Here is a 14,732-nt window from a genome sequence, read left to right as displayed (position 1 = left end):
AATTTAGTAGACTTTTTGGAACTGGCAAAATTTTTGTTGAAAATTTATATCTTTAATCAAAATTTTATTCATGCAGAACATTGAACACAGCTACATAGACGTTATTTACAGGGTTTTGGAAAGCTGGTATATGAGGTTTGCCGAGCTTACACCGAAACTTATCGTCGGAATCTTAGTCTTTTTATTCTTTCTTATTACAAGTAAGTATTTAAGTATAGGAGCGGTAAAATTATTCCACAAATTTTTCCCGAAAAGCCAGAAAGAAGGCTCTCTGGTTACTTTAATAGGGGTTTTCAGATTTCTCATCATGATGATGGGGAGTTTTATTGCCCTCGAAATTATGGGCTTTAGTGGTTTCCTTTGGAAGTTTATCGGAAGTTTAGGGGTAGCCGGGGTTATTGCCGGGGTGGCTTTGAAAGATCTGGTATCGAGTATTTTTTCAGGAATGCTGATTGGGATCGATAAGGCATTTAAAGTAGGAGATTATATTACGATCGGAAATCATTCAGGTACGGTTCAGGAAATTGGTTTCTTAACGACCAAGCTTATTACGGATGACGGAAAGAAAGCTTACATCCCGAACCAGGTGATTTTTAATGCACCTTTTTACAATATTACAGCATCGCCACAGCGCAAAATTATTCTGAATTTTGAAATTCCTGCGGATGAAGATATCACCAAGGCGCAGAAAGGAATGCTGGAGGTTATTAAGAACCTTGACAGTGTAGACAGACTGGATACTTCAGAAGTGATTTTCACGGACCTTAAACAGGGCAATTTTAACCTCCAGGCTAAATTCTGGATGAAGGTAGGGGCCAACATGGTTCAGCTGAAAAGTGAGGCTTATCTGAAGATCAAGCAGCGTCTGGATGCCGACAACATTCAACTGGTCACGCCTACGAGTATCAGTATAACGAATGGAGAATCTTTTCCTCCCGAACATCAGGACAAATAAAATATCAGCCGCTTTTTTTAAGCGGTTTTTTATGTCTTAAATTATTTGGGATCTTTTAATTTTAAGCTGTCTTTCTGAAGAATGTTAGCTACTGAATCATTCCGGACCATAGGCGCACCCACAACATAGTCGTCATTTTTAGGAATAGAATCTTCTTCAATCTTGGTTTCCCCAATGGTGGCACAAGCCTCCTCTTTTGGTTTTGAACATCCTACTAAAAATATAATCAAAGAAAAGACGGCCAGTGTTACTCTGCTATTTTGAAAATTTTGAGGAACGTATTTTAAAAACCGGTTTTTCAGTTTTTCAGTTTCTTCAGCTTCATTATCCAATTGATGAATAAAAAATCTGCCACAAATATCTGTACCCTGCTTCTCTTTGAAAACATATTCAATTTCTTGGGATTTCTTTTCTGTAAAATCAACCACACATTTGCTGCAGACAGAACAAAACTTTCCCTGCTCATGAGAAGACATTGTTTCCCAGCTTTCGGAACATGGATTGGGGATGTATATTTTTTTCATCAGGTTGCATTTTGATTTTTAAATATAAAAAAACCGCTCCAAAAATGGAACGGTTTCTCTATTTATTTAAAAGTTCAGCTTATGCTAAAACTTCTTTCACTTTGTTTGCAGCTTCTTCCAAAGTAATTGCAGAATGTACAGGAAGACCTGAATCGTCAATTAGTTTTTTAGCTTCTACAGCGTTAGTTCCCTGTAATCTTACGATCAATGGAACCGGAAGGCTACCCATCGCTCTGTAAGCGTCTACAACTCCCTGAGCCACTCTGTCACATCTTACGATACCTCCGAAGATGTTGATAAGGATTGCTTTTACGTTTGGATCTCTAAGGATGATTCCGAAAGCAGTCTGAACTCTCTGAGCATCTGCAGTACCTCCTACGTCAAGGAAGTTTGCAGGGCTACCACCAGATAATTTGATGATATCCATAGTTGCCATTGCAAGACCAGCTCCGTTTACCATACAAGCAACGTTACCGTCTAGTTTTACGAAGTTAAGACCAGCTTCACCAGCTTCTACATCCATTGGATCTTCTTCTCTTGTATCTCTTAAAGCTTCAAGATCTTTGTGACGGAACAATGCGTTACCATCTAAAGTTACTTTAGCATCTACAGCGATAATTTTGTTATCAGAAGTTTTCAAAACCGGGTTGATTTCGAAAAGAGAAGCATCAATTCCTGTGTAAGCATTGTAAAGAGATGCAATGAATTTTGTGAATTCTTTGAAAGCATTTCCTTCAAGACCTAGGTTGAAAGCAATTTTTCTAGCCTGGAATCCCTGAAGACCTAAAGCCGGATCAATGATTTCTTTGTGGATCAAATGAGGAGTTACTTCAGCAACGTGCTCAATATCCATCCCACCTTCAGTAGAATATACGATTGTATTTTTACCTTCAGCTCTGTCTAAAAGGATAGAAACATAAAATTCTTTAGTTTCAGTTTCTCCCGGATAATAAACATCTTCTGCAACCAAAACAGAGTGTACTTTTTTACCTTCAGCAGAAGTTTGTGGAGTTATCAACTGCATTCCGATGATGTTCTGAGCGTTTTCTTTAAGTTTATCCATGTTCGGAGAGAACTTTACACCGCCACCTTTACCACGTCCACCTGCGTGAATTTGTGCTTTTACTACCCAAGCCTGAGCTCCGGTTTCAGCAGTCAATTTTTCAGCAGCTGCTACAGCTTCTTCTACATTGTTCGCTACGAAACCACGTTGGATAGCAACTCCGTACTTTGATAAAATCTCTTTTGATTGATACTCGTGAAGATTCATATTATTTTTATTATTTTATTTTAAAATTTAAAGGTTGACAAATTTACTAAAAAGACATGGAAGTTCAAGTTTATTGACTTAAAAATTAAGGCACAGGAAACTTGATTTTTAACATATCCTCCAAATTTGCTTTATTCTTCGGATAATTTTTCAGACTGTGAACCGATGAACGGAATTTTCGGAGCGAGGAAATAACCTGTTAAGCTTGCAAAAAGTATCGGAACGAAATACGTAAACCCGGTTAAGGTTCCCAGAATAATCGTGGTGCTCATAGGTGTTCTGGTGACACAGGCATTAATGGCAGCCATACAGCTCACGATTGCTAAGGTCGTATCAACAGCCGGAAATAGCTGGTGAATGATCAGTCCTAAAGTGGTTCCCACAAAAAATAACGGGATAATAAAACCGCCTCTCCATCCTGAAGTTACAGTCACTGCAATCGCTATGATTTTAAAAATAAGGATCACAATTAAAAAGTTCAGTGCGAAATTTCCGTTGATCAGCTCATTGATTTCATGATGCCCGAAGTATCTCGTAATCGGGAAATTATAGGCAATGATTCCTAAAATAATTCCTCCGACTAAGGTTTTTATATAAATCGGGAATTGTCTGTATTCGAAAATCTTTTTGAAAAATTTAACCACAAAAATGAAGATCCATCCGAAAATAGTCGCCACTACTCCAAATAAAAAGGCGTAAATGAAATCATATACTCCTGAATAATGATAAGCCTTCAAATCCCACGTTGCACCTATCCCCAAATGAATGATCAAAGCAAACATGACATAACTGAAACAGCTCGCCACCAAAGCAGGAATAATAGCTCTGTAATATTCTACTGCATGTTTGTGATGCAGAATTTCAAGCGAGAAAAGACTTCCTCCCAGCGGAGCTCCAAACAGAGCCGTAAAACCTGAAGCCATTCCGGCAATACTCAGAGAACGAAGTTCCTCTCCTTTCAGTCTGAAAATTTTTCCCAGCCAGGTTCCTGTAGATCCGGTGACCTGAACCAAAGGAGCTTCAGGACCGAGACTTCCGCCCGACGCTACACAAAACAGAGACGAAAGGATCATGGAAGGATTGTTTTTAGGATCCAGTTTTCCTTTATTAAACCTTATATTATTAACGATCAGATGAATTTCTCCCGGATCTCCGATGAAGTGAATCACAAGCCCTGCCAGCAAACCACAAACGGCCATAGTAGGAATAACCATCCATCCCTGAAACTGTACTAAAAACTCTGTAAAATGTTCCAATACGATCCAGTAACCACCGGCAATTGCACCTCCCACAAGACCGGTGAAAGCCCACATGAAAAAAGTCCTGCTGAATACAAACGGATTGAATCTTATAGGCTGATCCAGAAGATTGAATGTTTTTATTAGCCGTCTCCTTCTATTGATTTTCATTTAATTTATTTTAAATATTAAAAGAACCTCATCATTTGTTTTTACCGGTTTTGAATGTGTACTTATACACAATAACTTCTCAAAGTATGTGTTATGATGATCTATTCAAATCTTAAGATGATCGGTTGGGAAAACTGTTGCACGATTGGCTTTTTGTTATAGAGCAACGGTTCTTCCAAAGATCCGATTGCATACAGGAACAATGCACTGATGATATTGAATTCTGTGCCGGATGACCCGCTGTATTTTACTTTTTTGAATTGACCATCCACATCAATGATGAAATTCAATTTACATTGGTATGTCTCTTCACTGTTGTCCTCTATCAAATAAACCGGAAAATCAACAGTCAAACGTTTTTTTAAGTCTGCAAGCTGTTGATAATTTTCAATTTGAGTAATATCAACAATTTTATTTTTCGTTTCATTTTGAGGAGCAGTTTCTCCAGGCGATACCGTATTTGTCTGTATCTCGTTCGTTGCTTTAAATGAAATACCGGTATCAAACTTCCCGGTAATTACATCTTTGTCATATATATTTTGGTACAGATTTTTCAGATTCTGTATTTTTTCACTGTAAAAAACTCTATATTTTTCACTGTATAAAACAGAATTCTTTTTGTAATCATAATGACTGATGCTATCCGAAAAACGCTTTTGAATATTTTTTACTTCTGTTAAAATATGTCCATTCAGTAATTTCTTTTTCTCCTGGGCTTCCATCTTCTGAACACTTAGAGAAAAGAAAAGGAACGTAATAAGAAAACTTGTAAAGCGGTTATTCATTTTTAAATTTTTCAGTAAGCCACGATGTAAAGTGAGCCTATATTTTTTCTGCAGATCGAACCGCAATGATTATATTTTTGTCTTGGCGAAATACCAAATCAGCATTCCCCAGCTTAGAATCATAAACAAACCTCCAAGTGGAGTAATGGGACCTAAAAACTTCAGGTTGGCGCCCAGATAATCCTGTAAACTCAGGAAATAAATACTGAAAGAAAACAATATCGTTCCTGCAATCATGAAAATAGAAATCCATTTTTGTGATGAAGTATCAAATTTCAAAATGTATCCCACAATCAATAAAAAGAAGGCAGCATACATCTGATATCTCACTCCCGTTTCAAAACTCTCAAGTCTTTCTACAGATAATATTTTTTTTAAAGCGTGCGCTCCGAAAGCTCCGAGAATAACCGACAGCATTCCATAGGCAGCCCCGAAAATTAAAGTAATTGTTTTCATTTTATAATTCTTCTAATTCTAGATTTAAATATTTTTTTGTTTTGTAATTCTGCCAGGTTCCTGTGATTTTATTCCCTTTCAGATCTGCTTCTACAAAGCCTGTCAGCATCCATTGTCTGGCTTCCTCGCTATAATATTCGCTTTCTGTGATGGAGATATGATTTCCTTTCATGTTGCCATTCCACTCGATGAGTTTTTTATTTTTATCATACCAATACACGGCAGACAGGCTCCCATCAATGTATACTCTTTTTATCAAAACTGTAATCGGGTATTTTCCGTCAATTTTTCCTTTATAGAGCTTATTCGTGAAACTTGTTTCCTCTGATTTTTCAGATCCGTTAAGCAGATTTTTGGCATAAGGACTCCAGTATTTCTCCAGATCTTTGTAAGAAAACTCAACGACATGACTACCCAGATCATCTAGTGCTCTCGTTGCATGATTGGAACATCTTGGTGCAATAAACCTCAGTTTATCCTTCCCGAAATAATATTCGATATCTTCCAGGCCATATTCTGTATAGCATCCTTCATAAATAGCAATCTGCTCCTGTACTTCATCCGACGGATTTTTCTCTGATTTTAATTTAATAAGAAAATCATCAATCTCTTTTTTTACTCTTTTCTTAATTAAGCTTTCAACTGTTTTAACCACATCCGGCAGAAAAAGATCTTTTGCGTTGATAAAATCCCCTGTTCTCAGGTCGAAATTCTTCCAGATTAAAAAACCTTCAGGATATGCTCCCGAAGCCTCTCCATCCATCGCAATACTCAAAATATTTTCGGGTGTTTCCAATTTTTCCCAACTGTAATAATCTACATAATTGGAGTAAGAATTCGTAGCGGTAGAAGCCCGTTTAAAAGGATTCCCTCCGGAATTCGGAACATATTCCAATTCACTTACCTGCAGAAAAGTATTGATCTTATTCTCAACCAAAGGTTTTCCGCTGTAGGAAATTACCGGAAAAGTATGGCTTTCAGATACAGGCTGCAGGTTATTGATCTTCACATTTTTTTGTTGTGAAAAACTTAAACCTGAAATCAAAAGGAAGATTAGAATGTTCCGTTTCACTATTTCGATTTTATATAAATTAAAATAATTTTCGCCACCAACGTTGAGATTCCCAATATGATAAAGACATTGGAAAGCTTTTTAGAATTTCTAAAGCCCGGCGATGTCGTTTTCTTTAAAAAGATCCCGAAGATGATGAATACAATGGGTAAGATAATCTGCAGCATTACTGAGCTCTTAATCTGTTAAACTCATGAATAACCTCGTGATGACTTACCGTTTTATCTTTAAAATAGGTTACAAAATGCTGTTTTTCCGCTTCTGTAGCGCCCATCTGGTTTAAAATATTCAGCAAGTGCATTTTCATATGCCCTTTTTGGATTCCTGTGGTTACCAGAGAACGGATGGCTCCAAAGTTTTGCGCAAGACCTGAAACGGCAAGAATACTCATTAGTCCCTGTGCAGAAGGCTTTCCTAGCAATGCCAGTGAGAATTTCACCAGTGGATGAAGGTTCGTAAGTCCTCCCACTACCCCAACAGAAATCGGAAGATCGATCCAGAATCTGAAAATACCGTTATCTATCGTACAGTGTGTCAGAGATCTGTATTGTCCGTCTCTCGCTGCATAGGCATGAGCACAGGCTTCTGTAGCTCTGAAATCATTTCCTGTAGCAATGACCACTGCGTCTACTCCATTCATGACTCCTTTGTTGTGGGTCGTAGCACGGAAAGGTTCGATTTCAGCAATGGTAACGGCCTGTTTGAATTTTCTTGCAAATTCCTCATTGGAAATTCCGCTATCGTCTTTTAAGTCTTCAATCTTACATGAAACCTCAGCTCTTACAATACAGTCCGGTGTAAAATTGGAAAGAATATTCATCACGATCTGAAGTGAGTTTTTTTCTTCCTGTGTGAAATCTTCACTCGTTGCAATTTCCTGCTTCATGGTTTTTCCGAACTGCTCAAGACATGAATTGATGAAATTCGCGCCCATGGAATCTACCGTATCAAAGCTTGCCTTAAGCTGGTAGTAATCCTGCATTTCAGAAGTTTTATCGATCAATTTAATATCCAGAATTCCTCCGCCACGATTTCTCATGTTGGCTGTAATAGCTTCGGTAGCTTCATACAATTTCTTCTTCAATTTAAAATTAAAGAAATGCTGAAGTTTATGTGATTCTACATTGAATATAAAGTGAGTATGTCCTAATTTTTCATTGTTGATAATGGTTGTCTTAAAACCGCCTTTATCGATCCAGAATTTTGCAGCTTTGGAAGCGGCAGCAACTACAGAACTTTCTTCTACAGCCATTGGAAGAGCGAATAATTTTCCATCAATTAAGAAATTGGGAGCAATTCCGTACGGCATATAGAAATTGGAGATCGTATTTTCAGAAAACTCCTCGTGAAGCTTCTGAAGATCAGCATTTTCGTTCCAGTATTGTTTTAGTATATTTTGATATTCTTCGTTTCCTTCAAGGTATTCGCCGACAAGCCAATCCATTTTCCCCTGCTTGGTCAATTTAGAGAAACCTTCTACCGGTTTATGATTCATAGCATAAATTTAATAAGTGTAAAGATAGTAATTTTGAAAGTCTCCATTGTTGATAACTTCCAGAGAAAAATATTGATAATTATATATTTTGGAACTACTTTTGAACACAGTTTAGATACAAATCGTAACATCCAGTTAAAAATATGAACTTTGAACGCCTGAAAGAAAAGCTCGAAATCCTTGCCGATGCAGCGAAATACGATGTTTCCTGCTCATCCAGCGGAGGAACGAGAAAGAATAAGAAGGGCGCTTTAGGAGATAGTTCCGTAAGCGGGATCTGTCATACCTACACGGAAGACGGGCGATGTGTATCTCTGCTTAAAATTCTACTGACCAATCATTGTATCTATGATTGCGCTTATTGTGTATCCCGCAGTTCCAATGATATTAAAAGAGCAGGGTTTACTGTAGAAGAAGTCGTAGATCTGACGATCAATTTTTACCGCAGAAATTATATTGAAGGTCTGTTCCTAAGTTCCGGTATTTTTAAAAATGCAGATACGACGATGGAACGCCTGGTAAGAGTTGCGAAAAAATTACGGACTGAAGAAAATTTCAACGGCTATATTCATTTAAAATCTATTCCCGGAGCAAGTGATGAACTGATGCAGGAAGCGGCTTTGTATGCAGACAGACTCTCCGTTAATCTCGAAATTCCTACGGAAAGTGGACTAAAATTACTGGCTCCTGAAAAGAACCGTCAGGATATGATTAACCCAATGCGTTATATCCAGAAAGGCATCGATCAGTATAAAGAGGAAAAGAAAATTTTCAGAAAAGTGCCGAAGTTTGCGCCTGCCGGACAATCTACACAGATGATCGTGGGAGCCACCAATGAAAATGATTTACAGATCATCAAAGTGGCTGACCATTTTTATAAAAATTTCAATCTGAAAAGAGTCTATTATTCGGGATACGTTCCAGTGTTGGAAGATAAACGACTCCCTTCTTTAACTACGGAAGTTCCTATGCTTCGGGAAAACCGTCTGTATCAATCGGATTGGCTAATGAGATTCTACGGATTTAAAGCGGAAGAAATTCTTGATCCGAATATGCCTTTCTTAGATCTGGAAGTAGATCCTAAACTGAGCTGGGCTTTGAGACATCTTCACCAGTTCCCGGTTAATCTCCAGACTGCCGATTATCAGATGATTTTAAGAATTCCCGGCATCGGAGTGAAAACAGCACAGAAGATCGTTCAGGCGCGTCGTTTTCAGGTTTTAAATATGGATCATTTGAAAAAATTGGGAGCTGCTGTCAACCGGGCCAAATATTTCATCGATTTTAATGCTGGGAATGCTTACCTAAAATATTTAACCGATAAAAATCTCAGAAAACTGCTTGTAGGCGGAAGCTCTTCTAAGTTTCACAACCAATTTTCACAGCAGCTGAGTTTGTTTTAGTCTCATCCTTAATAATAAGCATCTATTTTTCAACCTCAACACTAAAAAAATGCCCGTGATATTTTGAAGTTATAAACTACATTTCCTTAATTGTTTTTTCTCTGTGACCCTCTCCCCATTTTTCCATGGAAGTCAATACTTCCTGTAAACTTTTACTGTAAGGAGTAAGTTCATATTCCACCGTAACAGGCTTGGTATCAAGAACTGTTCTGCTTATTAACCCGTTGATTTCCAACTCCTGTAATTCTTTAGATAAAATACGGGGTGTAATGCCTACTTCACGGGATAATTCTCCGAACCTTCTTTTTCCGCTCATCAAAACCGTGACCAGCACTAATTTCCATTTACCTCCTACCACATCCAAGGTATCTTTGATGGCCCGGATAGACCTTTGACAGCTCTCTTTACTTTGCATACGTATCCTTTTTGTAACTACTATCCTTTATGTAACACAGGCTAAATGTAGAGAATTTTTCCCGAAATTTGATTAGCAAATTAAAGCACTTACAATGATACAACGAACAATAACAACAATAATACAAGGTTCCTGGAGACAAGGTTTTTTAGGAAATGGACATAAGGCATTAAACGTATTAGAAAATATTCCCTACGAAAATTCTGATCCATTTATCGTATTTATGGATGACGATATGAATCTTCCGGGTGGGCCACCGGTGGGCGGACCACATCCTCATGCAGGAATTGAAACATTAACGCTCGTTTTAAAAGGTGACGGAAAAGACCTGTTAACAGGTAGTCTTGAAATCATGACTGCCGGAAAAGGTATTATACATACCGAAGAAATCTCTACAGAAACCAACGTACACATTCTTCAGGTTTGGCTTGTTCTTCCTCTTGACAAAAGATGGGTACAACCATTTTTCCAAAAAATCCTGTTGGAAGATGTTCCCAAGATCATCACAGACCTGTACGAAATCAGAGTATACAGCGGTAGTAGTAATGGACTTGTTTCTCCTGTTAAAGACTTTACTCCTTTCAGCTTAATAGATTACCGGATGGAAAAGAATGCACAAATTGTTCAGGAAATTCCGGGCGCTTATAATGGTTTGATTTATATGCTCGATGGTTCAGTCACCATAGCAGGCAAGATGCTAAAAACGGGTCAGACAGGGTGGATCAATAAGACTGGGACAGATGAAGAAAGTCAGGTAACTTTTGATACAAAAGATGAAACAGCCCGTTTCGTTCTGTATGCCGGACAGCCTCATCATATTCCTGTGGTACAGCATGGGCCATTTGTTGCAGAAAGTGCAGAAGATATTTCAAAACTCTACAGAGAATACCGTCATGGTGAAATGCCCCATTTGAACAGTCTTCCTGAATCCCAGAAAACACAATACTTCAAAGAATAAGAAAACAGTATCATTCTATTCGAAAAAGGACTCTCATTAAAAATTGAGTGAGGTCCTTTTTTGTTATTTTTGTCCAGAATGAATTCATAGTATCTAAATATAGAATGATGATCACATTGATTTACGACGGAAGTTTCGACGGCCTTTTAACTGCAGTATTTGAAGTTTTCGAATACCGGTATAAGGATGTGGAAATAGTGAACAAAGAAAGATTTCATCAGGAAAATATCTTTGCAGAGATTCATGAAACCATTACCCAAAATGATAAATCCGAAAGGGTCTTCAATAAACTGGAACAGAATATCGGGAGATCAGGAGTTCATCAGCTGCTAAAAGTATTCCTGTCAGAAGATCCGGAACTGGAGCGCCTGATTTTATCGGCAGTCAGACAATCTATTCAGCATCCTGAAGCCAATATCCTTCAGAATTATGCGGACAATGATATGCTTAAAATTTCTAAGATCTGTAAATCTGTAGACCGGGAAAGGCACAGAATGACCGCTTTTGTACGTTTTGAGAAAATGCAGGATGGTGTTTTCTTTGCGAAAATAGATCCCGATTTCGATGTTCTTCCACTGATCAGGAAACATTTTAAAGACCGCTATCAGGATCAGAAATGGATGATTTACGATTTGAGAAGAAATTACGGAATTCTGTACGATTTGGAAGACTGTGAGTTCTTTTATCCTGAAGAAAAATTAGATCTTCACCAATACGAGCAAAAGTTTCACGACGAAGAACAAAACTACCAAACCCTTTGGCAACGATATTTTACCAAAACCAATATTGTTGAACGAAAGAATTTAAAACTGCATGTTCAGCATGTCCCGAAAAGATACTGGAAATATCTGACTGAAAAATGGTAAACAGATCCTTAAAAATTTAAATAATGTGAATTCGGGATAAAATTACTTGTAAATATCCTGGTCATATATACAACTTGTTGAAACTTCTTAGTTGGAAAAAGCGCGAAGAAACGCAAGTTTTATCTAATTCGAATGCTTTAAGGCGCGAGGATTTTATCTCCGATAAAATTGTATACCGTTCAATAAACGCCAATGAACTTGCTGAAAATCTAGATTTTCTTGCGCCTTAAAATATCCTCATTTTTGTTCAACCTTTGCGTTTTTTCCAACTTTATCAGGAAGGTTTGAAACTTTGAATATCAATTGGATTAATTGTACATGACCTGATTTTTCTATTTAATTCTTGAGGAAAATAAAAGTTTAAACAATTTCATAATGTAGCGCAATAATAGCTTCAGGTCTTTACCATCTAAATTTTCTCATCTTGAGTTCGGATTACATAGCTGATCACTAGAGAGAAGTTCTAAATTTTGAATCAATAATTCCATATTGTGGATAACTTTTTATTTCGGCGAAAAAAGACCTGATTTCAAGTCCCTTTTTGATCTCCATTATTTAAATCATTCATTTCGTGAGATGTATAATCCAAATTAATCAAAAACTCATATTGTGGATAACTTTTTCCAGTTAATATATAGTTAACATTGAAGCTTTTTCAATCTTATTTTTCCTGCCAAATCCAGCAAATTATTCCCTAACCAACGGGAATAAAGGATTTGAAAAAAACATTTAAAAATTTGAAAACCTGTGACATATGTAATAAAAAACTACATCACCGTTCTATCTTTTGTGGATAAGTCTTACTTTTTAAGGGTTCGCAAAGCTTTTTTTACAATGTACTGCGTTTCTTTTGTCGGACTTTCACGAAGCCATTCATCACAGATTTCTACTACAAACTCGGGTTTTGATTTGCTGGCATCATTCAACCAGTTACCTACACTATCCTGCACATATCTTGAAGAATCTGATCGTAATGGTTCGAGAATATCCAGTCCAAGCCCGGGATTTTGTTTTAAAGCATTGATATGCTCGCACCAAACTCCTCTCGGTCTTGTAGATTCACTGGCAAAACGTCTCACGTTCTCATTGTCATGCATCGTCCATTCTGATAAAATAGATAAGCTTTCCTCAAGATTTTTGGAGATATCCGGACGCACCGTCATCCAGCAGATTTCCCTCACTCCAAAATGAGAATCAGAAGCAAATGACTGAATCCTTTCTAATTTTTCTTTAACGCTTAAATTATTGTTTTGTCCAATCGTATAAGCAGCCCAGCAACGTACGAGATCTGCCGGATGGGCTGACAGTTTGAGAAGAAACTTATCGTCATTATTTTTAGCCGCGAGATTAAGTAGACCAATTCCGATGGCTTCATTAATGGTATTAACGGTTTGTTTTTTCAGCTGGTCTACATTTTCTAAAATAGGTTTCAAATATTCTGTACGATGATTCTGCTGAAGCAAATTTTCCAGCAACAGCCTTTGATCTACCGCCAGCCATTCTGTAAGATTGACACTTTCGATATCACCCCGGTTTAGCTGTTTGAGGATATCTTTCGGAATATCTTTTATGGAGCGGGCGCCTTTTCGTTTTTCGGTCATGATTCTATTAATGATTAACTTTACAAAAGTCCGAAAGTGAATCAAGATGGGCAATAACGCATATTTTTCGCCCATAGGGATAAAAAAGTCAATTTTATGAAAACAAAGGAGAAAGCTGAAGAAAATAAAATCTGTCCGTTGGAAATTGCCGTTAATACCATCAGTGGAAAATGGAAAATTCCGATCGTCTGGCAGATCAATGAAGGCAAAAAAAGGCCAGGTGAATTTCTTCGGGGTATTGGCAAAGTAGACCGCAGAGTTTTGAACCTGCAGCTTAATGAGATGGTAGAGGATGGCATTTTGGTTAAACATTCGTTTAATGAATTACCTCCTAGAGTTGAATATACCTTAACCGAACTTGGCGGAAAACTGGTTGAAATCCTTTGGCAGCTGAATGATTGGGGGAAACTTTTAATTCCTGAAAATGAGGAAGTTTAATATTTTTCACGCACGCAGATAAGACGCAAACATCTGTGTAAATCTGTGCAATCCGTGGTTAAAAATTAATCCTAAATAAAACACTGGCAACTTTACAAATTCGTACCATCTGTCGTTAAAAAAAATTCACTTCATATTCAAAAATCCATGATATTTGTAATTGAAAAAAAACCACATGAAAAAAATTATTTCCATTCTGGCTGTTGCACTGATGACAGCAGCATGCAGTAATGATAAAGCCATATCGGGTAACAAAACCAATATTACAGCAGTTTTGGCTCCGGAAAATTCTGTTCACATTAATAAAGATAAAAATACCATCAAAGAAAGGTTTCCTGCTCCTGAAGGTTATACCTGGATTGAAGAAACCCCCGATTCCTTCGGATATTTTCTTGAAAATTTTAAGTTGAAACCGTATGGCAGCCAGATCATGAAATATGACGGAACTCCTATCGAGACGCAGGATCTTCATGAAGCCGTTTTCGATATTGATACGGGAAATAAGGATCTTCAACAATGTGCTGATGCGGCCATCCGACTGAGAGCTGAATATTTATACAAAGCCAAAAGGTTTGACGAGATCAAATTCCATTTTACAAGTGGCGATCTGGCTTCATGGAATGACTATAAAAATGGCATCCGGACCTTTGTTAATGGGAATAATGTCAGTTTCAGAAAAGCTGCAGATTTTGATGATTCCTATCCCAATTTCAGAAAATATCTGGATCTGATCTTCAATTATGCGGGAACGATATCTTTAAATAAGGAAACAAAACCTGTTGCCAAAACTTCAGATCTGAAAACCGGTGATATCCTCATCACAGCGGGAAGTCCGGGACATATTGTTTTTATTTCCGGAGTATGCCGGAGTAAGGAAGGGAACAAGTTATTTTTATTAAGTCAGGGATTCACTCCGGCGCAATCTATTCATACCCTTTCCAATCCTTTTGAGAAAAATATTTCGCCATGGTACAGCCTTGATGTAAATGCTGCAGAAACTAAAACGGCGAGGTATTTTTTTAAACCTACAAATTTTAGAAGCTTTTAATTATTTATATTCAAAACTCTTCTCAACTTACTGCCAT

The 14,732-nt window shown here is 37.4% G+C and carries 15 protein-coding genes; 6 read left to right on the top strand and 9 right to left on the bottom strand.

Annotated elements, in window-relative coordinates; all coding sequences use genetic code 11:
* Window positions 1-70 precede the first annotated feature (70 nt).
* Window positions 71-955, top strand: a complete 885-nt coding sequence (locus N0B48_RS11990) for a mechanosensitive ion channel family protein (RefSeq protein WP_259839028.1) — start codon at window positions 71-73, stop codon at window positions 953-955.
* Window positions 956-996: 41 nt separating this feature from the next.
* On the opposite strand, the gene N0B48_RS11985 is transcribed toward N0B48_RS11990, so the two are convergent.
* The 7 genes from N0B48_RS11985 to N0B48_RS11955 form a co-directional block, all read right to left on the bottom strand.
* On the bottom strand, window positions 997-1,479 hold the full coding sequence (locus N0B48_RS11985) for a hypothetical protein (protein ID WP_259839027.1): 483 nt from the start codon (window positions 1,477-1,479) through the stop codon (window positions 997-999).
* A 79-nt stretch (window positions 1,480-1,558) separates the two neighbouring features.
* A complete protein-coding gene (gene sucC / locus N0B48_RS11980; RefSeq protein ID WP_259839026.1) occupies window positions 1,559-2,749 on the bottom strand; it encodes an ADP-forming succinate--CoA ligase subunit beta in 1,191 nt (396 codons plus the stop codon).
* A gap of 131 nt (window positions 2,750-2,880) precedes the next feature.
* Window positions 2,881-4,158: a chloride channel protein gene (locus N0B48_RS11975; RefSeq protein ID WP_259839025.1), complete on the bottom strand. Its 1,278-nt coding sequence runs from the start codon at window positions 4,156-4,158 to the stop codon at window positions 2,881-2,883.
* Between the two features lie 101 nt (window positions 4,159-4,259).
* The gene (locus tag N0B48_RS11970) at window positions 4,260-4,943 is read right to left on the bottom strand and encodes a hypothetical protein (RefSeq protein ID WP_259839024.1); all 684 of its coding nucleotides are present in this window, start codon (window positions 4,941-4,943) and stop codon (window positions 4,260-4,262) included.
* Window positions 4,944-5,012: 69 nt separating this feature from the next.
* Window positions 5,013-5,399, bottom strand: a complete 387-nt coding sequence (locus tag N0B48_RS11965; RefSeq protein WP_223606402.1) for a DUF423 domain-containing protein — start codon at window positions 5,397-5,399, stop codon at window positions 5,013-5,015.
* 1 nt (window position 5,400) lies between these two features.
* Window positions 5,401-6,408 (bottom strand): hypothetical protein, encoded by a 1,008-nt coding sequence (locus N0B48_RS11960; protein ID WP_259839023.1) that lies wholly within the window; start codon window positions 6,406-6,408, stop codon window positions 5,401-5,403.
* A 229-nt stretch (window positions 6,409-6,637) separates the two neighbouring features.
* On the bottom strand, window positions 6,638-7,966 hold the full coding sequence (locus N0B48_RS11955) for a hydroxymethylglutaryl-CoA reductase, degradative (RefSeq protein ID WP_259839022.1): 1,329 nt from the start codon (window positions 7,964-7,966) through the stop codon (window positions 6,638-6,640).
* A gap of 143 nt (window positions 7,967-8,109) precedes the next feature.
* Between N0B48_RS11955 and N0B48_RS11950 the strand changes: the two genes are divergently transcribed.
* Window positions 8,110-9,369, top strand: a complete 1,260-nt coding sequence (locus N0B48_RS11950) for a putative DNA modification/repair radical SAM protein (RefSeq protein WP_259839021.1) — start codon at window positions 8,110-8,112, stop codon at window positions 9,367-9,369.
* Window positions 9,370-9,445: 76 nt separating this feature from the next.
* Here the strand turns inward: N0B48_RS11950 and N0B48_RS11945 are convergent, their stop codons facing one another.
* Window positions 9,446-9,784, bottom strand: coding sequence for a winged helix-turn-helix transcriptional regulator (locus N0B48_RS11945; RefSeq protein ID WP_259839020.1), 339 nt, complete (start codon window positions 9,782-9,784; stop codon window positions 9,446-9,448).
* Window positions 9,785-9,878: 94 nt separating this feature from the next.
* Here N0B48_RS11945 and N0B48_RS11940 point away from each other — a divergent pair, with 94 nt between their 5' ends.
* Together N0B48_RS11940 and N0B48_RS11935 are read left to right on the top strand one after the other, a co-directional pair.
* Window positions 9,879-10,742 (top strand): pirin family protein, encoded by an 864-nt coding sequence (locus N0B48_RS11940; protein WP_259839019.1) that lies wholly within the window; start codon window positions 9,879-9,881, stop codon window positions 10,740-10,742.
* 107 nt (window positions 10,743-10,849) lie between these two features.
* Window positions 10,850-11,608, top strand: coding sequence for a TIGR03915 family putative DNA repair protein (locus tag N0B48_RS11935; protein ID WP_259839018.1), 759 nt, complete (start codon window positions 10,850-10,852; stop codon window positions 11,606-11,608).
* 800 nt (window positions 11,609-12,408) lie between these two features.
* Here N0B48_RS11935 and N0B48_RS11930 read toward each other — a convergent pair.
* Window positions 12,409-13,209, bottom strand: a complete 801-nt coding sequence (locus tag N0B48_RS11930) for a DNA alkylation repair protein (RefSeq protein ID WP_259839017.1) — start codon at window positions 13,207-13,209, stop codon at window positions 12,409-12,411.
* 96 nt (window positions 13,210-13,305) lie between these two features.
* Between N0B48_RS11930 and N0B48_RS11925 the strand changes: the two genes are divergently transcribed.
* Together N0B48_RS11925 and N0B48_RS11920 are read left to right on the top strand one after the other, a co-directional pair.
* Window positions 13,306-13,647 carry a winged helix-turn-helix transcriptional regulator gene (locus N0B48_RS11925; protein ID WP_259839016.1) on the top strand — a complete coding sequence of 114 codons (342 nt, stop codon included), beginning with the start codon at window positions 13,306-13,308 and terminating at the stop codon, window positions 13,645-13,647.
* 175 nt (window positions 13,648-13,822) lie between these two features.
* Window positions 13,823-14,695 carry a DUF4846 domain-containing protein gene (locus N0B48_RS11920; RefSeq protein ID WP_259839015.1) on the top strand — a complete coding sequence of 291 codons (873 nt, stop codon included), beginning with the start codon at window positions 13,823-13,825 and terminating at the stop codon, window positions 14,693-14,695.
* Window positions 14,696-14,732: the final 37 nt, after the last annotated feature.

This window comes from Chryseobacterium herbae (genome assembly GCF_025154075.1).
Lineage (GTDB): Bacteria > Bacteroidota > Bacteroidia > Flavobacteriales > Weeksellaceae > Chryseobacterium > Chryseobacterium herbae.
Note: the sequence above shows the minus strand (reverse complement) of the source record. Positions and strands in the feature narration are given on the sequence as shown.